The organism is Fodinibius sp. GM21, assembly GCF_058386955.1.
Genome location: NZ_JBYEIQ010000004.1, coordinates 576,082 through 596,832 on the forward strand (window position 1 = coordinate 576,082; position 20,751 = coordinate 596,832).

A 20,751-nucleotide genomic window follows, 5' to 3' on the forward strand; every position below is an offset into this window, starting at 1 on the left:
TTATAAAATGGTATAGGAAAACAAACAGCCGGAAATAACGAATGTCTCCGGCTGTTTTTGTTATTGAGTTGGATCTGCTACCTGAATAGTGATAGCATTATTTTCTTCTATATTTGGAGTTTCAAAATCTGAATGTATGTCATTATGAATGAGCATAAACTGAACAGTGGTTTCTCCTGCAGTTTTCCCTGTAATACGGAATTGCCAGCGTCCATCTGAGTCTGTTTGTACAATTTCGGCAATCTCAGTATTGGTTATTTTCCAGTCTAAACTGTATTCATCCCCGAGGTCTTCACCATGAACTTCATTGTCATTTTCATCTTTAAATTCAACGGTAATTAATGGTGTTTGTTCACCTACAGTGACGTTGAATTGACCTTCGGTGGTTTTACTTGAATGGCTGTAGGAAACTATAACGTCTCCATTTATGAGAAACTCAACAGTATCGGGTTCAGTATGTTTTTCGTGGTCATTATCATTGCTGGCAGGGTTACTACATCCTGCAATAAGCAATACAACAACAAATGTTAGCGCAATTAGTTTGGTTGAAAAATTTGTAGAAATATTCATTGATCTTGGTATTATATCTGAAAGTTGGATATGGTGGTTACAGCACGACCATCATGCTTTAACCCTGTTTTCAAAAAGACTGATTATTAACCAAGAAGAACGGGAGGAGAGCGTCCCCGATTGACGACAACAGCACGTGATTGCTTGTTATCATCAGTAACTACAATTTGCTCTTCAATTCTGAAAAAAGTGGTTTCGGATTCATTTATTGAAGGGATATCGCTTTCGATAAGATTGGCACAAACAGGACAAAGCGTATAATCAGCGGTAAGACAATGTCCTGTATCAGCAAATTCTGAAGAGTTGTGAAGCTCCAGATTGTGGTGGGAGTGTAACGTAGAAAAGGAAAGGCTAATGCCCAGAAGCATTATTAGCAAAAGCCCAACCGATATGTTTATTCTACGTCTTATCATAATTAGTAACGAAAATTATCACTCTAACGAGTGTGAACCAAATAAAAGTACGTAAAAAACAGTTTAAGCGGTTGAGTATTTATACTATTTGTAAAACTTTGTTTTATTCTTTAAAGCTAATTTCAGTATAAGTGTTATATAATTTTGAAGAAGCTCATCAAGCATTCGGTTTTATTTTTTGTATTAGGAATATTCGCGATGAATTCTGCTTTTGCCCAACAACAGTGGGATTGGCATATAACCGGAGGTACTGTAATCGATGGCAGCGGTGAAGAGTCGTATCAAGCAGACATATTGATTCGTGCTGATTCTATCGGCTATATCGGTGCTGTAAAGGCTGATACCATTCGAGCGGAAGATGTTATAGATGCTTCCGGAAAAACTATTACACCCGGATTTATTGATCCACATGCCCATGGAGATCCGTTGAAAAAACCTGAGTTCCACAACTTTCTGGGGATGGGCGTAACTACTATTGTATTGGGGCAGGATGGCTCTTCGTCCGCTGTTGGTGCCCTTGATCGTTGGATTACACAGGTTGAGGAAGAAAGTCCGGCCGTAAATATAGCACTGCTATCGGGACATGGAAGCATTCGTTCCAAGGTAGATATCGGTAAGCGGGATCCTACGCAAAAAGAGGTGAAGCGAATGCAAAAACTATTGCAGTCGGATTTGAATGCCGGGGCGTTTGGGATGAGTACGGGGTTGGAATACGTGCCGGGAATGTATGCCGGTAAAAATGAATTGGTAGAACTTGCCAAAATCGTTGGCGCTGCAAACGGCATCATTATGAGTCATATGCGCAGCGAGGATAATTCTGAAATCGAATCTTCGTTGGATGAGCTCGCTATGCAGGGAAAATATGCCTCGGTGCATGCAGCGCATCTCAAAGTAGTATATGGAAAGGGCGCAGAACGGGCCAAAGAAATCCTGAATTATATTAGTAAAATTCGTAATCAGGGTGTTGATATTACTGCTGATATATATCCATATTCGGCTAGTTTTACCGGCATTGGCATTGTATTTCCGGATTGGGCAAAAACGGAGTCGGAATGGCAAAATGCCCTGCAGGAGTGTCCTGAAGTATTGCGCCAATTTTTGGTAGATAAAGTAAAACAGCGTAATGGTCCCGGTGCTATTCTATTCGGATCGGGAGAATTTGCAGGGCTAACGCTTAAAGAAGCGGCAAATCAGGAAAGCAAATCCGCGATTGACTTACTCATGGAGATGGGACCACAATCGGCTTCAGCGGCCCATTTTGTGATGGATCAGGAGCTCCAGGATCAGCTGATGTTAGGTAAAAATGTGATGGTGAGTTCGGATGGGAGTCCGACGATGCGCCACCCCCGAGGTTACGGAAGCTTTGCAAAAATGATTCGGTATTACGTAAACGAAAAGGAGTTGCTTAGTCTTGAGGAAGCCATTTATAAAATGAGCGGTTTGCCTGCCCAAACACTTGGGCTGGAGAATCGCGGATTACTTCAGGAGGGGATGAAAGCTGATTTATTGATATTTAACCCCGAGGAAATTCAGGATCGGGCAACATTTGAACATCCCCACAAGTTAGCTGAAGGATTTGATTGGATTATGGTGAATGGTGCGCTTGTTAGAGAGAAAGGTAGATATAATGAGAAAAGAAAGGGACAGATATTAAAGAAGGCTAGAACAAAATCAGGAAAATAGGTTTGCAAAAACCTGTTGTAACGCTGACCAATCCAGATAGATATAAACCAAAAACGTGATGCCGCTGATCAGGAAAAGGTAAGAGTGATTTATCCAGTTTGTTGCTTCATTTTTATGATATTTTTCAATCAATCCGCTGACGAAAACACCCACTGCCAATCCAAAAATGAAGTAAACCATATCCGAAATGTTAATAAAAGTACTCGTCCGACCATAAGTTTCATGACCGGACGAGTTGGATAATTACGCGGTCTCTAAAAGTTTTTTCAGGGTAATGCCAATTTCAGCAGGACTGTCAACAACCGTAACACCGGCATCGCGCAGCGCCTTTTTCTTGGCATCAGCACCGCCTTCTCCACCAGAAATAATGGCTCCGGCATGACCCATACGTCGGCCCGGAGGTGCTGTGCTTCCTGCAATAAATGCTACAACAGGTTTATCAACGTTTTCTTGGATATAAGCTGCTGCCTCTTCTTCGGCCGTACCGCCGATTTCTCCAATCAGCACAATAGCTTCGGTATCATCATCAGCTTCAAAAAGTTTTACAGCATCGGTGTGCGTAGTTCCTATGACCGGATCGCCTCCAATACCGATAGCGGTACTTTGTCCGAGGTCGGCTTTAGTCAGTTGATCAACAGCTTCATAAGTAAGGGTTCCGGATCGCGAAATAAGTCCCACCTTACCGGGCGTAAAAATATTGCCGGGCATAATCCCGATCTTTGCTTCGCCGGGCGTAATAACGCCGGGGCAGTTGGGCCCGACAAGTGTTGCTCCATGACTATTAACAATCTGCTTGGCAGTAACCATATCCTTAACGGGAATACCTTCCGTAATACAGATAATGGTTTCTATTCCGGCAAAAGCAGCCTCAGAAATCGCATCACCGGCAAAAGCGGGAGGTACGAAGATAACCGATGTGTTGGCATCTTCTTTTTCTACCGCATCGGCCACCGTATTGTAAACAGGTAGCCCGTGGTGCTCTTTTCCGCCTTTTCCGGGGGTGACACCTGCAACTACATTCGTACCGTATTCAATCATTTGCTCGGCATGGAAGCTTCCTTCGCTACCGGTAATTCCTTGTACAACTAATCGTGTGTCGTTACCTACAAGTACGCTCATGAACTTTCCTAAGTTAAGTTAAAATAATTTCCTTAAGTCGGTCGGAATATACCGACAAGATCATGATTTGGCAAAGACAGGATCTGAAAATTTGGGGTATGCAAATGAACGGAGGATTTTATAATAAAAAAGGAGTCCATTCCGATACTGAAGGACTCCTTTAAACATGCTGTTCTAAATTATAAATGAGTTATCTGGCAGCAGGTGGTAAAGAAGATGTTGGTGGTAACATTACAGCATCAATCACATGAATAACTCCATTGGAAGCATATATGTTCGTATCAGTAACGATGGCAAAGCCATTTTCATCATTACCAACTGTTAGATCACTGCCATCCAGCTCGACGTCAATAAATTTTTTGAGTAGCGTATTAATCTGCTCTGACCCGAGAACCGCATTGGCCTGGCGTTTACCCGGCGCTACATGATAGAGTAAGATATCTTTTACAGTTTCTTTACCCAGAGACTGTAATAAATCTTCTGCAGTCTGACCCTGAGAGAGAAGTTTGGCAAATGCAGCATTTGTAGGGGCAAAGACGGTCAATTGGCGTTTTCCATCGAGGGCACCGTCCAGCTCTGCAAAGAGAACAGCTTGTGCCAAGATAGAGAAGTCTCCATTGGCACCGGCAATGTCGAGTATAGTACCATTGGCAGTATTTCCCTGCTTCATGGATATAGATGCTTCGACATTGGCTTGTTCACTTATTTGGTTTTCCTGAGCCAAGTCTGCATCTGTAAGATCATTGCAGCCTGTAACAAACAGTGCAGTTCCTAAAATAATAGTTGATAGTATTCTCAGTAGCATAACAAACCTCTTGTATATTAAGTTATAGTGTTTGATCAGAAACCTGTTTTTTAAAATAAAGTTCCCGATAAGTGCAAAATAATGTTAGGTTTATCGGATTAATTTGTGTTCCTCTTTTCAGGAAATTACATGAAGTTTTCTGAAGCCGATATTCTGTGACTCTTCAAAGACAATTAGAAAATTATCTCCATATTGAGATGAGATTCATCATGAATTCTGTTATTATTTTAGAGCTATGGCTACCATGATTCCAGATGAAAAAAAAGAAGAAGTACGCGGCGCGGCGGATATCGTTGAGGTAGTCGAGGACTATGTAAAATTGAAGCGATCGGGCCGCAGCTGGAAAGGCCTTTGTCCGTTTCATGATGAGAAAACGCCTTCCTTTCACGTAACCCCCGATCTGGGAATTTATAAATGTTTTGGATGTGGGGAATCGGGTGATGTCTTCAATTTTGTAATGGAGATGGAAGGAGTAGGCTTTGTGGAAGCAATGCGTTCACTGGCCGACCGCTATGGCGTTTCGCTGCCCGAAGAAGATGCCGAAGAGTTTGATGAGGAGCATAATCTTCGCGAGGGAATTTACCATGCTCTTAAATACGCGGGGGTGTTCTTTTATCGTCATTTGATGGAAACCAAAGAAGCACAAAAAGCCCGGGATTACTTACAAGAGCGTGGCTACGACCGCAGTATCATCAAAAAATATGGTCTTGGCTATGCTCCATCTGATGGGGAAAAATTGTATAAAACGGCCCTAGACTCCGGACTCAATGAAGAGTATTTGCTTGAAGCGGGTCTGATAAAACCGAGCAATAGGGGCGACGGGTATTATGATGCATTTCGTGGGCGATTAATGTTCCCGATTTTTAATCCCTCCGGGAAAGTTATTGCCTATGCAGGTCGAGTACTCGGGAAAGAGAAAACGGCAAAATATATCAATTCGCCACAGACCAAAGTATACAATAAGAGCAAGGTGCTCTACGGCATCAATTTTGCCAAGAATGATATCCGAAAAACAGACGAAGTTATTCTGGTTGAGGGGTATACGGATGTGATTTCGCTGCAGCAACACGGCATCAATAACGTGGCGGCATCCAGCGGAACCTCGTTGACTCCTGACCAGATGAAGCTGCTGCACCGCTACGGCGATACGATTACGATGATTTATGACTCAGATTCTGCCGGACAGCGGGCTATGAAGCGGGGCATCAATATTGCCTTACGTGAGGGAATGGATGTTAAACTGCTTGAGCTTCCCGAGGGAGAAGATCCTGATTCGTTTGTACGTCAATTTGGGAAAGATTCATTTCTGGAACTAAAGCAAGAGGAGTCGGAAGATTTTCTGAGTTATCAGATCCATAAAGCCAAAGATGAAGGGCGATGGGAGGAGCCGGCCGAAAAGAAAAAGGTGATTTCCGAAATTTTGGAAAGTATTGCACACATGCCCGATCAGGTATCCCGGGAAACGTATGTGCAACATTTGAATAGCAAAGCGAAAATTGGGGATCGTGCTCTTTTTGATGAGCTCGGTAAAATCCGTAAGCAGCTTAAGGATGAACGCAAGAAAGCACGTCAGCGCGAGAAACGAAGAAAAGAACGTGAGGCCCGACGTCAGCAGCAAGGAGAGGGAGATCAGCGGCCGCAGGCTCCGATTCCTCATTCGATGGGATATAATAATCGTGAAGCAGCGTCCCGCTCCCCCAAACAGAACCAGCCGGAACCACCCCAAAAGCGTCCCAACTATGAAAAGGAACTGATTCGACTGATGCTTATGTATGACCGTGATATGATTGACTACATCGGATCACAGTGTAATGAACGGCAGTTTGAGGATAAGCAACTCCGCAATTTTTATACGGATATCATCGATCGTTATAAAGATGAAAAAGAAGTTTCGGTAGAGGCTTATGCCGAACGGGAGCATCCCTATCCCGAGCTAGTGGGAGAAATTGTGCTTGAACAACATTCCGTCAGTGAGCGTCATCACGAGAAAATCGGTGTGCAGTATAAAAAGGATAAAAACCCTTATCGTACGGCCAAAGGTGCACTCAAAGCGCTTAAAATTCATTACCTCGATCGATTGCAAGTTGATTTATACGAGCGTTATAATTCATCCGAAGAAAAGGATGAACGCAAAAAAGTGATGAAAGCGATGAAAGAGGCCGGACGTCAGCGTACGCTGCTGCAGGAGTCACCGATTGATGAACTTTTTCCGGATCCCGATTCTGATGCGGCGAAAAAAGTGTCGGATAAAGTATTTGAGTACAAGATGAAGCACGAACGTGAATCCGATCAATAATGTATAGTAACTCTTAAGCTGACAGCTAACTTTAAGGATATAATTGATGTCCGACTTTACCATTGAATTGAATGTGGCAAAAAAGGCTGCGAAATCAGCAGCCAAAATTATTAGAAAGTTTCAAAAGGGAAGTAACTTTTCGATAGATTTTAAAGGTAAGAATGATCTGGTTACGGAAGCGGATGTAAAGGCAGAACAAGAAATACTTTCTGTGATTGGAAAGGAATTTCCGAACGATCACATTCTTGCTGAAGAGTCATCCGTAGAGCAGGAAATGCCTGAGGGACGAACCTGGTTGATTGATCCCATCGACGGCACAACAAATTTTGCGCATGGCTTTCCGGTTTACTGTGTTTCGATTGGTCTCTGGGAAAATTGCGAACCTAAAATGGGGTTAGTGCTCGAAGTTTCTGGAGGAGAATGTTTTACGGCTATTAAGGATAAGGGGGCGTATTTGAATGGTAATCCTATTTCGGTATCCAAGATCGATAATCCTGCTAATGCGCTTGTCGGTACGGGATTTCCGTATAACGATTTAAGTCTTGTGGACAATTATTTGCAGTTTTTCCGCATGTTGATGACGAATATTCAGGGCGTACGTCGTGCGGGTGCGGCTTCTTATGATTTATGCTGTGTAGCTTCCGGACGTTTTGAAGGATTCTACGAGTATGCCCTTAATCCCTGGGATGTGGGAGCGGCGGCTCTCGTTGTGCAGGAGGCAGGTGGAAGAGTTACCGATTGGTCGGGCGGTGATGATTGGCTTTTTGGTAAACGAATTATAGCCGGAAATCCTGCTGTACATGCATTTCTGTTAGATGAAATTGCAAATTTTTTTGAAGTGGATGAGATAGAAGCGAAACGTAAAAAATGAGAAGAGACTAATTTAATTATCGCTTCTTGTTTTTATCTCATCGGATTTGTTTCAAAAAGGGCATCAAATGAAGACATTGGTACCGGCCCGTTGTGATATTTAAATGGCTCACCATACGTAGTACCGATTAAGTGTCCATAATGTCGGGCACGAGCCTCAATTCCCTCGAAAAACTGTTCGCTGGAGATATACGTCTTAGGTTCATCACCGGGGTCTTGTACATTAAACTGCGATTTAAACGCCAAGATAGCCTCTTTCTTCGTTTCAAAGGTATCCGAGATATCAAAAACGATGTCCGGATCAAAAGGACGATCCTGCATAAAATGTAGCACATGTGAAGGGCGCCACCTCTCTTGCCGGTTATTCTGTTGGTCAAACGTTTCGATCTTTGTTAATCCGCTATAGAAAATGGCATCCAAAGCCAGCTCGGTGCCATTTCCATGATCGGGATGGCGATCCGACGGAGCCCCGACCAGGCACACATGCGGGCGGTACTTTCTAATTTTTTGAATGATTTTTTTCTGATATTCTCGTGTGCTTTTGAGCCTGGTATCAGGCAAGCCTAAATTCTCGCGAACTTCGAGTCCGATAATATCAGAAGCATTTTTGGCTTCCTGTAATCGTTGCTCCGGGGTGCCTCGACTCCCCATTTCGCCCTGGGTAAAGTCAATTACGCCCACTTTGTTGCCTTGGTTGACGAGTGCTGCCAATGTACCACCGCAGCAAAGTTCGGTATCATCGGGGTGAGAAGACAATGCCAAAATATCCAGTTCCATATCATGTAGTTTCTTCAATTTTACCGTATAATATAGCTGAATTTTGAAGGATCGCTAAAAATGAAATTCTTAACTTTACTGTAACGATTCGTATTTTAACTCGTAAAGGAGACGTCATAAAAATTTAAAATTGAAATAGGGCATGTCTAAAATAAGTCGATTTATAAACAGCAGCTGGGAGGGACTTAAAATCTCTTTGAGTGCTTTGGGCATCAATAAAACGCGCTCTTTTCTCACAACGCTTTGCATCATTATTGGTATTGTGATGGTCACGTTGATGAATGCGGTGAGTAATGGCATGGATGCTGAATTTGATAAGAGCATGGCCATGATGGGCCAGAATGTGGTGTATGTCGAAAAACATCCCTGGAATCGGGGGCCCAATTATGAGTGGTGGAAATATCGCAGCCGCAGAGACATTAAATTAGACTATGTGGAAGAAATCCGGGAGTCTAGTCGGCTTGCTTCTGCTGTTTCGGCCTCGGCATCGCGAGGGACCTCTATCAGGTATGATGAGGTGAGTGCTGACGGTGTTTTTATTGCCGGAGTTACAGATGATTATTTTGAAACAGCCGGTTTGGGGATCGAAACAGGGCGTGCTTTTACTCCCGAAGAGATCCAACGGGGAGCTAAAGTGACAATTTTGGGTGCAACACTGGCAGAGAACCTTTTTGATCGGCAAAATCCGTTAAATGAAGAGGTTCGTATCGGTGGTCAGCGATTTCGGGTGATTGGGTTGTTGGAAAAGCAGGGCAAATTTCTGGGGCTAGCTGATATGGATCGGCGCGCTATAACACCGATCAAGGCCTATGGACAGTTATTTAGCTTGCGCAGCAATATTCAGATTGCTGTAAAATTTCCGAATGAAGAGATTCTTGAAGAAGGAGAGTATGAGATTGAGGGCATTATGCGCCGTGTGCGCGGACTTGATGCTACGGAAGAAAATGATTTTGAGCTAAATAAACCACAAGCTTTTGAAGCTCAGCTTTCGTCATTTAAAGCCGGACTGTACATGGTTGGAGGAGGACTTACAGCACTTTCACTAATTATCGGTGGCATTGGGGTCATGAATATCATGTTTGTATCAGTACGTGAGCGCACCAAAGAGATTGGAATTCGAAAAGCCGTAGGAGCCAAAGCCTGGGAAATTTTATACCAGTTTTTAATTGAGGCTGTAATCATGTGTCTTTTAGGTGGATTGATCGGACTTCTGCTCTCCTATCCGCTGAGCATGTTATTAAATCAGATTTTTGTAGCCAGCATTGATATCAGTGTTGTCGCAGCTGCTATTGTGCTCTGTTCAATTGTTGGGCTAACTTTTGGATTTATCCCGGCTTATCGTGCCGCAAAATCAGATCCCATAGAATCATTGAGATACGAATAAGATGAACATCAGAGAAGTATTTAAACAGGCATTTGATTCTCTTTGGGCGAATAAGTTACGGTCCTCGTTAACCTTATTGGCTCTTATTGTAGGGGTATTTTCGGTGATTGTTTCTACAACAGCGGTGGCGGTGTTGGACAATTTTTTCCAGAATACCATGAGCATCATGGGAGGCGATGTAATCAACGTTTCGAAGACGCCGTCTGTTCGGATGGGCGGGACTGCAGATAATGTGCGAAATCGGCAGGATATTACTTTTGAAACGGCTGAACGACTTCAGGAAATGCTGCGACTGGCCGAGAATGTAAGTCCGGACGAAACATTTGATTACACCAAAGTAATGTACGGGAATGAGGAAACCGATCCTACCGTACGAGTGATCGGGAGTAATCAATACTATCTTAGTAACAATGCCTATGAACTTAGTGAGGGTCGTAATTTTAGTTCTGAGGATATACAGTACGGACGATTATTAGCTATTATCGGTCATGACATTCAGCAGGAGTTATTTCAAAATGTTAATCCCATTGGTAAAAGTATTCGCGTGGCCGGACAGCAATACCGGATTATTGGGACCTTAGATGAAAAGGGGAGTGTTTTTGGGCAATCTCAGGATGAGTTCGTGCTGATTCCATATACCGCCGGACTTATGATTTATGGGGGGGATCGCAACATCGATATACAGGTAAAGGCGCCGGCTATGGATTTTATAGAAGCTGCGATGGATGAAATTACCGGGATCATGCGAGTTATTAGAAAAGTGGCTCCCGGTGCTGAAAATGATTTTGAAATAGAAACGAATGATTCGCTTGCGGGCACCTTCGATCAGTTCACTTTTATTTTGTATGCCGTCGGCTTTGTGATTGGAGGCATTACGCTGTTTGGAGCCGGTATCGGAGTCATGAATATCATGCTTGTATCAGTAACTGAACGTACCCGTGAAATCGGACTTCGTAAAGCAGTTGGAGCAACCAAAAAGGCAATTGTATCCCAGTTTCTTACAGAGACAATTTTTATTTGTCAGTTGGGCGGATTAATAGGAATTGTACTTGGGATACTTGCCGGTAATGGGATGGCAATTTGGATTGAAACCGAACCGGTTATTCCTATATGGGCAGTGCTGACCGGCTTTTTTGGAATGTTCGTGATTGCCTTATTATTTGGAGTATATCCCGCTTATAAAGCTGCCCGCCTGGATCCTATCGAAAGTCTTCGCTACGAATAATTTTCATCACAGTATAATGGAAGATGATCAACAGCATGTTCTGATAATTGGTTTTGTATGGCCCGAGCCCAATTCGTCGGCTGCCGGCAAACGCATGCTTGAATTGATCCATCTATTTAAAGATCAAGGATGGGAAGTAACGTTTGCCAGCTCTGCTGCTAAAACTGATCACATGGCCAACTTGCAGGATATGGACGTTGATCAGGTTTCTGTGAAAATGAATAGCTCAACATTTGACGAATTTGTCGAAGAACTTAATCCATCTATTGTTCTTTTTGATCGATTCGTGGTGGAGGAGCAGTTTGGATGGCGTGTGGCAGAGCAATGCCCTGATGCACTTAGGATATTGGATACCGAAGATTTGCATTTTCTGCGAAGAGCACGAAAAAAGGCACGTGATGATAGTCGAGTGTGTACAGAGGAAGATTTATTATCTTCAAAAAGTGCCAAGCGAGAACTTGCCAGCATCTATCGATCAGATTTATCCCTGATCATTTCTGAGGATGAAATGGATCTGCTCCAAGAGGTATTTGAGGTCGACTCCCGTTTACTGCAGTATCTGCCCTTTTTACTTGATCCTCTGACTGAGGAAGAAAAGAATGTGTTGCCGGATTTTAATGAGCGAAGTGACTTTATAACTATTGGTAACTTCAGGCATGCCCCGAATATGGACGCAGTGAAATATCTCAAAAAGAAGATTTGGCCGATGATCAGGAGGGAATTGCCTGATGCCCGGCTGCATGTATACGGAGCCTATGTTACCCAGGAAGCAGAGCAGATGCACAATCCCGAAGAGGGATTTTTAGTGCAAGGCAGGGCAGAGGATGCAAAAAAAGTGGTGCAAAATTCTAAGGTGCTGTTGGCTCCGCTCCAGTTTGGTGCGGGTCTTAAAGGCAAATTGATAGAAGCTATGCAGTGTGGGACGCCAAGCATTACAACAAGAATGGGGGCAGAAGGTATGGTAAGTGATACTAAAGTGTGGGGAGGAAAGATTGCTGAAAATCCTAAAGCGTTTGCCGCTGCAGCACGAAGTCTTTATTCTGATGAAAAAGCGTGGCATGATGCGCAGGAAATAGGTTTTTCAATGCTTGCGAAAAAGTTTACAGAACCGGATTTCGATAATCTGCTGATAGAGAATATCTGCAGACTTCAGAAAAATCTTCAAGAGCATCGCGCACAAAACTTTATCGGTCAAATGTTAATGCACCATACTACTGAAAGTACAAAGTACATGGGACGCTGGATTGAGGCTAAAAATCAAAATATGTAATATTTAATGTCTACATATTTCCTTATAATTAAGCCGATATAGCTTATTACTTTAACAAGATTACGATAGTCATGGATGAAGAAATTTTAGAAAATTTAAATGAAGAGCTCGATAACGCACTCGATCGAGGTCGCCAAATGGTAGATGACGAAGAACTGGCGGAACGGCTTGAGGAGTTAAAACAACGAGCCGAGAATATAGTTCGAAAGCACCCAGTTAAAAGTGTTGCGGGCGGATTACTGATTGGTTATATCGTTGGCAAATTATTGAGCTCAGAAGATTAAAAAAATGAAGACTGACAAACATAAAGATCAGTTAGGTAAGCGCTTACGATCTATTATCTCTGATTTGAAACTATATCTCGAAAAACGCATTGAGCTTACCATGCTCAATGTTGGAGAAGCTATATCGGGATTAATGGCTGCTTCGGTGCAGCGTGGTATTGGAGTTTTCCTGCTTTTGGGAGGTCTTTGTTTTTTGCTATTTGCCTTGGCTATTTATCTTGGAGATTTATTGGAAAGTCGAAGCTTGGGATACGTCATCGTCTCGTTACCGTTGTTATTTGTCGGAGGACTTTTTATGTATTTGAAGCCTAAAAGTGTTTTTAAACAGCTTCAACATCGGTTTGAAATTGAAGTAATAAAGTCAATCGAACAGAATGGAAAAGCTATTGAAGAACCTTTGAAAATTGAAAAAGAAGCGCAGTCGAAATCCAAAGAAGCATAGGGTATTATTATGGCACATAAAAAAGTTGATGAACTGGAGAAAAAGAAGCAGGAGCTGGAAGAGGAGTTAAATAAAATTCAAGGAGAGCTCGATAACTCAATTGATCAGGTTCGCGAAGATGTAAGCAGTAGTTTATCTCCTCAAAATATCATTCGAAAACATCCTTTGCCGATTGTGGGGGCCTCGGCATTGATAGGATTTTTATTAGGCCATAAGAGAAGATCATCTGCAGCCTCTTCTGATAAAAGCGGAGATTTTAGTGGAGCGCTGTTATCGGAGTTAAAGAGACTTGCTACACGTAAGGCTATAAATTTTGCTACTGATTATGTCGAAAATATTCTCGAAGAAAAGGCCGAAGAGCACTTATCGTCTAATAACGGCACACAGGATGATTAAATCCCTTTTCATAATTTAACGTAAAATAACCTTTCCTCTCTGTAACAATTCGTATCATTCATCGTGTAACCTCCCGAGTTGTAAACCAAAAAAATAAATTATCGACATGCGCAAAGGTATCTGTTTATTATTCAGTGTATTAATTTTGAGTATTACTGTACAGGCTCAGGATTCCCAGACCCAGAAAATTTCGCTGCAAGAGGCCATTGATATAGCTCTTGAAAATAATTATCAGCTTAAGCAGGCCTCCAACAATTTAGAGCTTGCCGAAAAAGGAATCTTCAGTGAATATGCTGATTTTGCTCCTTCAATTTCAGGGAATCTCAGTGGGTCAAGTAGAAAAGGGCAGCAGCCTGTTAGACAGGGTAACTCGGATGTTTATGTAAATAATGTTACCAATGGATTAAACGGGAGTTTAAGTGCCGACGTAACCCTATTTAATGGCTTTGAAAATATTTTAAGTTTGAGGAGAAGCAAAGCTGATAAGCTTTCTTCTGAGGAGAGCCTACAAAGAGCCAAAGAAAATGTAATCTTCAATGCGGCATCAAATTTTTTACAGGTACTTTTGGACAAACAACTGGTGGAAATTGCCAAAGAAAATCTTGAAGCCTCTCAAAAACAGCTGGAGCAGGTAAAAGCACAAGTTGAAGTCGGTTCCCGACCAACGGTGGATTTGTATAATCAAGAGTCAACAGTAGCCAGTAATGAGCTTACCCTGACACAGCGTGAGAATAACTTAAAGATGAGCAGGCTTGCACTGGTTCGACAATTGCAGATTGATCCCAGGGGGAATTATGAATTTGTAAATCCCGAATTGGAAACTGATAGTAACATTCAGATTGGAGGACAAGAATTTAATATAGACCTATTAATATCCAATGCCCTGGATAATCGCTCTGACCTTAAAAGTGAAATGGCAGACCTAACAGCTCTTGAACTTCAGTTAAAACAGGCAAAGTTTAATCTACTCCCTACGTTAAGTGCAAGTGCGAGATTATCGTCCTCATACAACGATCAATATCTGGGTGGAGGAATTCCTTTCAGTGATCAGTTTTATGATCAAAATTATACCACCTCGATAGGGTTTTCGCTAAATATTCCAATCTTCAATAATTGGAATCGTATGAACCAGATTCAGACGGCTAAAATAAATTTAAAAAATGCTAAGCTGGGATTAGAAAACACTAGATTGCAAATAATTCAGGAAGTAACGCAGGCTTATAATGATTATTTGTCATATCAAAAAGAGTTGGAGTCAACAAGAAAAGCATTACGAGCTGCTGAAAGAACATATGAAACACAGCAAGAGCGTTATAATGTTGGTGCGAGCACGTTAATAGAACTCAGTGATGCCAATGCAAATTATGTTCAGGCACAGTCAGATAATGCACGAGCGTTATATAATCTGATTTTCCAAGAAAAGCTTCTGGATTATTATATTGGTAAATTAGATAAAGAAATGTCATTAAATTAAGAGAATAGAATCTAAAAATGTCAAAAAAGAAAAAGACAGCTACGCAAAAGTTATTATATATAGGTATTGGTCTTGTCGTTTTACTGGGAGCAAGCGCAATATTAGGTAAATCGATGGGGTGGATAGGAGGTGAACAGGCAGCTAAGGAGGTAGAGGTAACCGAAGCCAAGCTTAAAACGATTACACAGATTGTTTCAGCTTCAGGCAAAATGCAGCCGGAGGTGGAGGTTATTTTACGTCCTGAAGTGTCCGGAGAGATCATAGAACTACCGATTAAAGAAGGTGACTATGTTAAACAGGGAGAACTTTTAGTGCGTATAAAACCTGATATTTATCAGGCTCGAATTGATGAAACGAATGCGATGTTGCTTACCCAAAAAGCACGCATGGAGCAAGCCCGTGCATCGCTGTTGGAGGCTGAATCAGTTTTTGAGCAGAATAAAAAGCTTTATGAAACAGGAGCTATTTCCAAAACGGAATATGTGCAGTCGAAGACAAATTACGAAGCTCAAAAAGCGAACTTTAATGCTGCTAAGTACCAGGTGCAAAGCAGTGAAGCCCAGCTCGAACAGGCTAAGGAAGAGTTGCAAAAAACCATTATTCGATCCCCACGGAATGGGACCATAAGTAAATTGGCCGTTGAAGTTGGCGAACGTGTATTGGGCAATACTCAGTCCATCGGAACCGAACTTCTTCGGATTGCTAATATGGATCAGATGGAAGTACAGGTGCAGGTTAATGAAAATGACATTGTAAATGTTTCGACCGGTGATACCGCAAATATTGACGTTGATGCCTATCCCGAACGCTCATTTGATGGTGTGGTGACAGAAATTGCCAATTCTGCTGAAATTTCCGGAGAGGGAACGAATGAGCAGGTTACCAATTACGAAGTAAAAATCAGGGTAGCTACGCCCCACAATCTTGATATGGTGGGAGATACTCAACTGGTGCAACAGGCTTCCGAGGAGATGCCGGAGGATCATTTTGTTCCATCCTTTAAACCGGGAATGTCTGCCACGGTAGATGTGCAAACACAGACCGTGCGCAATGTTGTTTCGGTACCAATACAAGCTGTGACCGTGCGTGATTTTGCGGATGAAAGTGCATCTGCACAGAATGATACTACGGACAGCGATACCACGACTGTGGATGAAGATCTAATCATACCTGAAGAGGATATGCGGAAAGTGGTTTTTGTGGTAGAGGAAGGCAAAGCGAAGCGTAAAGAAGTAAAAACGGGCATTAGTGATAATACCCATATTCAGGTTTTATCCGGACTTGAAGCTGGTGAAGAAGTGGTCACAGGTAGTTACCGCATGTTATCACGTGAGCTTTCGGATGGCGATAAGGTGAATGTAAACAATAATAAGTTTAGCCGAATGGCTTCAAATTAAGATTGGAATGGCAAAACCGATTATTCAGGTAGAGGACTTAACCAAAATTTATCAGATGGGAACACAGGAGGTCCGTGCTCTCGATGGTGTCACCTTTGATTTATTGGAAAATGAATACATCGCTATTATGGGGCCATCCGGATCCGGGAAGTCTACGTTGATGAATCTTATCGGTTGCCTGGATACCCCAACTTCGGGCAGTTATATCTTAAATGGAGAGGATGTCAGCCAGTTTGATGACGCTGATCTTGCGGAGGTTCGCAATCGGGAAATCGGCTTCGTATTTCAAACCTTTAATTTGCTCCCACGGACGGATTGCCTTTCAAATGTGGAGTTGCCTCTAATTTATTCAGGTGTTAAAACTGCTGAACGTCATGAGCGATCAGCGAAAACCTTAGAGCGGGTTGGGCTGGGAGATCGTATCGATCACAAACCTAATGAACTTTCCGGCGGGCAACGTCAGCGGGTAGCCATTGCTCGTGCACTGGTCAATAATCCCTCTATTTTATTGGCTGATGAGCCTACGGGTAACCTTGATACCCAGACGGGAGAAGAGATTATGATGCTCTTTGAGGAGCTGTATCGGTCGGGCAATACGATTATTGTTGTTACACACGAACCTGAAATTGCCGAGCATGCCCGTCGAATTATTCGTCTTCGTGATGGAAAGATTGAAAGCGATGAGAAAGTTGATGATCCTGCATTGAAAAATGAGCAGATCCAGATTGAAGCAGCCGCAACATAGTATTTAGAGTCTGTTTTTGGCGCAATTAATTTTGTAGCACATTTGGGTTTTGTGGTAGTAAAATTATGATTAACATCATGCAAATGATTTAATCAAAACATCTTGCCATGAAAATTCTTTACATTTTCCCCCATCCCGATGACGAGTCATTTGGTCCGGCCCCGGTCATTGCTGCTCAGCGTAGAAACGGTCATGAAGTATATCTGTTTACCCTGACGAAAGGAGAGGCTACCAAACAGCGATTTCGTCTGGGAGTAAATAAAAAAGAGATGGGAAAAATACGGTACAAAGAGATGCAATGTGTAGAAAAAGTACTTGATTTAAATGGGATGACAGTATTCGATCTGCCCGATAGCGGATTGAAAGAGATGGATCCTGCTGATATTGAGGAAGTGATATGCAAACAGGTTCAGAAAATTGAACCCGATGTACTGGTAACCTATGCGGTGCATGGCATCAGTGGATTCGAAGATCATCTGGTAAGTCACGCGGCAGTAAAGAGTGTGTATTGTGATTTAAAACGAGAGGGCTTTGACTATCCAAAAAGACTGGCCTTTTTCACCCATTACAGTGAAGATGAGGGGGAGGGGAAGTTTAATCTGACCTCATCAAAACAGGGCGATATTGACTGTTGGGTTCAAGCCAATGAAGAGGATTATCAAAAATTTTTAACGGCACTCGATTGTTATGAAACGTATCAGGAGGTAATTGAGGATAGCAATGTTAAAGAAGAAGTAGGATATAGGATTCCATTCGAAATTTTCCAGGAAGACTATGACCCGCCGTTGACTGATTTAGGGGATCAACTAGATGTATAATATCAATTGCCAATATTAAATATCTGATGAAAAAAGATTTTCCAACTTGGTTGAAAGGAACAACAATATTGTTTGGGATTATCTTGTTGTTCATCGTTTTATCATACGGAAAATTTATTTTAATGCCTCTCGCATTTGCGGCTCTTATTGCCATGTTATTGGATCCGATCAGCTCATGGTTACAGCGGCATAAATTTAATAGAATTCTGGCTATTGTAACCAGTATTATATTAATCGCTGTAATTTTGGGAGGTATTATGTCATTGCTTTCCTTCCAGTTTATTCAGTTTGCCGATCGTTTGCCCGAAGCCAATGCCAAATTACAGACTTTGAGCACCGATCTGATACAGTTTTTTGAGTCAACATTTAATCTCTCTCCCGACCGGCAAATACAGTTTTTAGAACGGGGGCTTGAAACGGCTATTAATAAAAGTGGTGAATATGTCAGTACGGTGCTGGGAGCCACAACTAGCGTTTTTACGACTTTAGGACTGCTACCATTTTTTGTGTTTTTTATGATGTATTACAAAAAAATGTACCGCACTTTTTTGCATACTGCCGTGGATGGGAAAAACGATGCTATTGATTCCGTTATCGACAGTGTCCAGACGGTGACACAGAATTATATTGTGGGGATGATGACGGTCATTACAATTCTGGGAGTACTAAATGCAATAGGATTATGGATTGTCGGTATTGATCATGTATTATTTTTTGCAGCATTTGCGGCTATTCTCGCCATCATCCCTTACATAGGAATCATACTGGGAAGTCTGCCCGCTATCATTTTTGCACTTTTATTTACTGATTCTCTATTGAATCCGATTGGAGTGGTGGTCGTATTTGCGGTGGTTCAGTTCCTTGAAGGTAATTTTATTACTCCGAATGTAATTGGTTCGCAGGTAAGTATTAATCCTTTTATGGCATTAATAGCTCTCGTTATTGGTGGTCAGCTGTGGGGTATTTCCGGGATGATATTGTTCGTACCCCTGTTGGGAATCTTAAAATGTATTTTTGATCAGGTTGAAGCGTTAAAGCCATACGGTTACTTGTTGGGAAATCGCGGGGAATATAAACCTGCTGAATCAGTAGCAGAAAGTAGCAAGGATTAGATTTCTCGCAGACGGTTCCGTGTTTTCCATATAGCTCTCAGGAAAGGAAGATAGGGTACGCTGCTCATAATACTCAGATCATCCCGAATAGACGATTCCTCAGCAAGGAATCGAAAGACATCATCCAGTGTATTATTTTTTAAAAGGTGATTAAAAACCTTAAATGCGTCATTGGGATGCTGATCAATAATTTGTAGCAGCCAGAGGTCATATGCTTTATACCGTTTTTTAGAAGGAGGTTGTGGTAGTAATTTATTCTCCGATATTAAATCTCTGATAATTGCATCAGTTTGTTTTTGGATGCGTTTGAAGGTATAGCCGGTAGAAGGTTTGGTAACTCCTCCAAATGTACCAAGATTAAGTATCCCGGGTTTATACCACGGTTTGTGGGGGCGATCTTCCATCGGGATCTTCCCATACTCTTTCCGGTCAATGCTATAATTTATTGGCTTAAGATCAAATCGGTTGCTTAAATATAGGGAAAGCTTTTCCGCGTACTGCTTTTTATCAAGCAGAGTGTCCGAAAAAATCGTGTACTCAACAAGAGCAGAAGTTTTTGACCAGGGCAACAGATAAATAAAAGCAATTCCCTCTCCAAAAGTTTGATCAAAATCCATTAAAGTAAATGCATTATCATCAAATACCGGGTTTGATGTGGTAATTTCCCATCCCAGAAAGTGCTGCAATAACGGATGGCGGGGATGATCTTCGGCCTCATCCCAAGGGGTGAAGCAACTTTGGAAAATATAGTCTGCCTCAAAAGAATTATTTTCAGTGCCCAAGGTGGGATTATGGCCGTTGTACGATAGCTCCGTAATTGGAGTTTCAAGTAGCTCAAAGTTGGGATGGCTTTTGAGACTCTTTAAAATATGCTGGCGAAAATCGCCGCTTCGCAGGCAATAGTACGTGTAATCATTTAAGTGTTCAATGGATCGATTCCCAAATATACTGATTTCTGCTTCAGTCCATTTCCGATAAACCAAGTCGGCAAAGGGAGGATCGGAAGCATCCCAAAAACACCAGGTTTTATCATTTCTGGGGCCAAGGGACTGGTCGAGGATGAGGATCTTTTTTTCGGACAATGGCGAATGCAGCATTTTCCAAGCGAGAGAAAGTCCCGATGCACCTGCACCCGCTATTATGTAGTCAAAATGCTGCATAAATTATATAGACTAATTAAGTTGCCAGATCGCAAAGTTCAGGGCCGAAGCATAGCTTATCCAAAGTAGGTAGGGGAGGAGTAGCAGTCCTGCAAGACGATTCTTTTTCCAGAAAAGAAGTAGAGTAAAGGTAATGGCAATCCAAAGCAGTAATATTTCAGCCAAGCCGGTTGAAATGTAGTGCTTTTCAAAAAAAAGCCACGACCACAGTGCATTGAGTATGAGCTGTACAAAAAACCATTTAAATTCGTAATCTGATAAAGAAACGGTTTCCATCCGCCAGACAAGCCAGGCCGAAGTCCCCATCATTACATACAGAATGGGCCAAACTACGGGAAAGACCCAGTTCGGTGGGGTCCAGATTGGTTTTTGCAAGAGTTCGTACCACGGGCCGGGCTCAAACTGAGCTCCAAAAACACCGGCCAAACTGCAAACGATAATCCAAACCGGTAAACCTGCTAATTTTTTCATACTCGATCATGTATTTGATTTTGAAACGCGAATAACTTTC

22 protein-coding genes are annotated in these 20,751 nt (G+C 42.2%); 14 read left to right on the plus strand and 8 right to left on the minus strand.

The annotated features are described in order from the left end of the window. Positions 1–60 precede the first annotated feature (60 nt). Together ACT3IB_RS12840 and ACT3IB_RS12845 are read right to left on the minus strand one after the other, a co-directional pair. The gene (locus tag ACT3IB_RS12840; RefSeq protein WP_491539416.1) at positions 61–570 is read right to left on the minus strand and encodes a hypothetical protein; all 510 of its coding nucleotides are present in this window, start codon (positions 568–570) and stop codon (positions 61–63) included. An 86-nt stretch (positions 571–656) separates the two neighbouring features. Beyond that, the gene (locus tag ACT3IB_RS12845) at positions 657–983 is read right to left on the minus strand and encodes a hypothetical protein (protein WP_491539417.1); all 327 of its coding nucleotides are present in this window, start codon (positions 981–983) and stop codon (positions 657–659) included. A gap of 144 nt (positions 984–1,127) precedes the next feature. Here ACT3IB_RS12845 and ACT3IB_RS12850 point away from each other — a divergent pair, with 144 nt between their 5' ends. Continuing rightward, positions 1,128–2,666, plus strand: coding sequence for an N-acyl-D-amino-acid deacylase family protein (locus ACT3IB_RS12850; RefSeq protein WP_491539418.1), 1,539 nt, complete (start codon positions 1,128–1,130; stop codon positions 2,664–2,666). Here the strand turns inward: ACT3IB_RS12850 and ACT3IB_RS12855 are convergent. The 3 genes from ACT3IB_RS12855 to ACT3IB_RS12865 all read right to left on the minus strand — a co-directional run bounded on the left by ACT3IB_RS12855 (position 2,655) and on the right by ACT3IB_RS12865 (position 4,590). Further along, on the minus strand, positions 2,655–2,846 hold the full coding sequence (locus tag ACT3IB_RS12855; protein WP_491539419.1) for a hypothetical protein: 192 nt from the start codon (positions 2,844–2,846) through the stop codon (positions 2,655–2,657). The genes ACT3IB_RS12850 and ACT3IB_RS12855 overlap by 12 nt on opposite strands. A 63-nt stretch (positions 2,847–2,909) precedes the next feature. Then, complete coding sequence (gene sucD, locus ACT3IB_RS12860; protein WP_491539420.1) at positions 2,910–3,785, minus strand: succinate--CoA ligase subunit alpha; 876 nt, start codon at positions 3,783–3,785, stop codon at positions 2,910–2,912. Between the two features lie 190 nt (positions 3,786–3,975). Continuing rightward, positions 3,976–4,590 (minus strand): fasciclin domain-containing protein, encoded by a 615-nt coding sequence (locus ACT3IB_RS12865; RefSeq protein ID WP_491539421.1) that lies wholly within the window; start codon positions 4,588–4,590, stop codon positions 3,976–3,978. A 235-nt stretch (positions 4,591–4,825) separates the two neighbouring features. On the opposite strand from ACT3IB_RS12865, the gene dnaG reads away from it, so the two are divergent. Beyond that, positions 4,826–6,886, plus strand: a complete 2,061-nt coding sequence (gene dnaG / locus ACT3IB_RS12870) for a DNA primase (protein WP_491539422.1) — start codon at positions 4,826–4,828, stop codon at positions 6,884–6,886. A 46-nt stretch (positions 6,887–6,932) separates the two neighbouring features. After that, positions 6,933–7,757 (plus strand): inositol monophosphatase family protein, encoded by an 825-nt coding sequence (locus ACT3IB_RS12875; protein ID WP_491539423.1) that lies wholly within the window; start codon positions 6,933–6,935, stop codon positions 7,755–7,757. Between the two features lie 32 nt (positions 7,758–7,789). On the opposite strand, the gene bshB1 is transcribed toward ACT3IB_RS12875, so the two are convergent. After that, a complete protein-coding gene (gene bshB1 / locus ACT3IB_RS12880; protein ID WP_491539424.1) occupies positions 7,790–8,551 on the minus strand; it encodes a bacillithiol biosynthesis deacetylase BshB1 in 762 nt (253 codons plus the stop codon). Between the two features lie 124 nt (positions 8,552–8,675). Here bshB1 and ACT3IB_RS12885 point away from each other — a divergent pair, with 124 nt between their 5' ends. The 11 genes from ACT3IB_RS12885 to ACT3IB_RS12935 all read left to right on the plus strand — a co-directional run bounded on the left by ACT3IB_RS12885 (position 8,676) and on the right by ACT3IB_RS12935 (position 19,080). Next, complete coding sequence (locus tag ACT3IB_RS12885) at positions 8,676–9,917, plus strand: ABC transporter permease (protein WP_491539425.1); 1,242 nt, start codon at positions 8,676–8,678, stop codon at positions 9,915–9,917. Position 9,918: 1 nt separating this feature from the next. After that, entirely contained in the window at positions 9,919–11,142 is a 1,224-nt protein-coding gene (locus tag ACT3IB_RS12890; RefSeq protein WP_491539426.1) for an ABC transporter permease, read from the plus strand. 16 nt (positions 11,143–11,158) lie between these two features. After that, a complete protein-coding gene (locus tag ACT3IB_RS12895; RefSeq protein ID WP_491539427.1) occupies positions 11,159–12,412 on the plus strand; it encodes a glycosyltransferase family 4 protein in 1,254 nt (417 codons plus the stop codon). Between the two features lie 71 nt (positions 12,413–12,483). Next, a complete protein-coding gene (locus ACT3IB_RS12900) occupies positions 12,484–12,696 on the plus strand; it encodes a hypothetical protein (RefSeq protein WP_491539428.1) in 213 nt (70 codons plus the stop codon). Between the two features lie 4 nt (positions 12,697–12,700). After that, positions 12,701–13,138, plus strand: a complete 438-nt coding sequence (locus ACT3IB_RS12905; RefSeq protein WP_491539429.1) for a phage holin family protein — start codon at positions 12,701–12,703, stop codon at positions 13,136–13,138. 9 nt (positions 13,139–13,147) lie between these two features. Then, positions 13,148–13,534: a hypothetical protein gene (locus ACT3IB_RS12910; RefSeq protein WP_491539430.1), complete on the plus strand. Its 387-nt coding sequence runs from the start codon at positions 13,148–13,150 to the stop codon at positions 13,532–13,534. A gap of 145 nt (positions 13,535–13,679) precedes the next feature. After that, complete coding sequence (locus ACT3IB_RS12915; protein ID WP_491539431.1) at positions 13,680–15,008, plus strand: TolC family protein; 1,329 nt, start codon at positions 13,680–13,682, stop codon at positions 15,006–15,008. Positions 15,009–15,025: 17 nt separating this feature from the next. Then, positions 15,026–16,405, plus strand: a complete 1,380-nt coding sequence (locus ACT3IB_RS12920) for an efflux RND transporter periplasmic adaptor subunit (protein ID WP_491539432.1) — start codon at positions 15,026–15,028, stop codon at positions 16,403–16,405. 7 nt (positions 16,406–16,412) lie between these two features. After that, a complete protein-coding gene (locus tag ACT3IB_RS12925; RefSeq protein WP_491539433.1) occupies positions 16,413–17,150 on the plus strand; it encodes an ABC transporter ATP-binding protein in 738 nt (245 codons plus the stop codon). Between the two features lie 107 nt (positions 17,151–17,257). Continuing rightward, positions 17,258–17,968: a PIG-L deacetylase family protein gene (locus tag ACT3IB_RS12930; RefSeq protein WP_491539434.1), complete on the plus strand. Its 711-nt coding sequence runs from the start codon at positions 17,258–17,260 to the stop codon at positions 17,966–17,968. Between the two features lie 26 nt (positions 17,969–17,994). Beyond that, positions 17,995–19,080: an AI-2E family transporter gene (locus tag ACT3IB_RS12935; RefSeq protein WP_491539435.1), complete on the plus strand. Its 1,086-nt coding sequence runs from the start codon at positions 17,995–17,997 to the stop codon at positions 19,078–19,080. On the opposite strand, the gene ACT3IB_RS12940 is transcribed toward ACT3IB_RS12935, so the two are convergent. Then, on the minus strand, positions 19,077–20,240 hold the full coding sequence (locus ACT3IB_RS12940) for a lycopene cyclase family protein (RefSeq protein WP_491539436.1): 1,164 nt from the start codon (positions 20,238–20,240) through the stop codon (positions 19,077–19,079). The two genes, ACT3IB_RS12935 and ACT3IB_RS12940, sit on opposite strands and share 4 nt — an antisense overlap. Positions 20,241–20,252: 12 nt before the next feature. Next, positions 20,253–20,711 carry a TspO/MBR family protein gene (locus ACT3IB_RS12945; RefSeq protein WP_491539437.1) on the minus strand — a complete coding sequence of 153 codons (459 nt, stop codon included), beginning with the start codon at positions 20,709–20,711 and terminating at the stop codon, positions 20,253–20,255. Positions 20,712–20,751: the final 40 nt, after the last annotated feature.

Excerpts from the sequence above, each read along its gene's own strand:
- ACT3IB_RS12840 (WP_491539416.1), bottom strand. The coding sequence starts at position 570 with ATGAATATTTCTACAAATTTTTCAACCAAACTAATTGCGCTAACATTT.
- ACT3IB_RS12845 (WP_491539417.1), bottom strand. The coding sequence starts at position 983 with ATGATAAGACGTAGAATAAACATATCGGTTGGGCTTTTGCTAATAATG.
- ACT3IB_RS12855 (WP_491539419.1), bottom strand. The coding sequence starts at position 2,846 with ATGGTTTACTTCATTTTTGGATTGGCAGTGGGTGTTTTCGTCAGCGGA.
- sucD (WP_491539420.1), bottom strand. The coding sequence starts at position 3,785 with ATGAGCGTACTTGTAGGTAACGACACACGATTAGTTGTACAAGGAATT.
- ACT3IB_RS12865 (WP_491539421.1), bottom strand. The coding sequence starts at position 4,590 with ATGCTACTGAGAATACTATCAACTATTATTTTAGGAACTGCACTGTTT.
- dnaG (WP_491539422.1), top strand. The coding sequence starts at position 4,826 with ATGGCTACCATGATTCCAGATGAAAAAAAAGAAGAAGTACGCGGCGCG.
- ACT3IB_RS12875 (WP_491539423.1), top strand. The coding sequence starts at position 6,933 with ATGTCCGACTTTACCATTGAATTGAATGTGGCAAAAAAGGCTGCGAAA.
- ACT3IB_RS12885 (WP_491539425.1), top strand. The coding sequence starts at position 8,676 with ATGTCTAAAATAAGTCGATTTATAAACAGCAGCTGGGAGGGACTTAAA.
- ACT3IB_RS12890 (WP_491539426.1), top strand. The coding sequence starts at position 9,919 with ATGAACATCAGAGAAGTATTTAAACAGGCATTTGATTCTCTTTGGGCG.
- ACT3IB_RS12895 (WP_491539427.1), top strand. The coding sequence starts at position 11,159 with ATGGAAGATGATCAACAGCATGTTCTGATAATTGGTTTTGTATGGCCC.
- ACT3IB_RS12900 (WP_491539428.1), top strand. The coding sequence starts at position 12,484 with ATGGATGAAGAAATTTTAGAAAATTTAAATGAAGAGCTCGATAACGCA.
- ACT3IB_RS12905 (WP_491539429.1), top strand. The coding sequence starts at position 12,701 with ATGAAGACTGACAAACATAAAGATCAGTTAGGTAAGCGCTTACGATCT.
- ACT3IB_RS12910 (WP_491539430.1), top strand. The coding sequence starts at position 13,148 with ATGGCACATAAAAAAGTTGATGAACTGGAGAAAAAGAAGCAGGAGCTG.
- ACT3IB_RS12920 (WP_491539432.1), top strand. The coding sequence starts at position 15,026 with ATGTCAAAAAAGAAAAAGACAGCTACGCAAAAGTTATTATATATAGGT.
- ACT3IB_RS12925 (WP_491539433.1), top strand. The coding sequence starts at position 16,413 with ATGGCAAAACCGATTATTCAGGTAGAGGACTTAACCAAAATTTATCAG.
- ACT3IB_RS12930 (WP_491539434.1), top strand. The coding sequence starts at position 17,258 with ATGAAAATTCTTTACATTTTCCCCCATCCCGATGACGAGTCATTTGGT.
- ACT3IB_RS12935 (WP_491539435.1), top strand. The coding sequence starts at position 17,995 with ATGAAAAAAGATTTTCCAACTTGGTTGAAAGGAACAACAATATTGTTT.
- ACT3IB_RS12940 (WP_491539436.1), bottom strand. The coding sequence starts at position 20,240 with ATGCAGCATTTTGACTACATAATAGCGGGTGCAGGTGCATCGGGACTT.
- ACT3IB_RS12945 (WP_491539437.1), bottom strand. The coding sequence starts at position 20,711 with ATGAAAAAATTAGCAGGTTTACCGGTTTGGATTATCGTTTGCAGTTTG.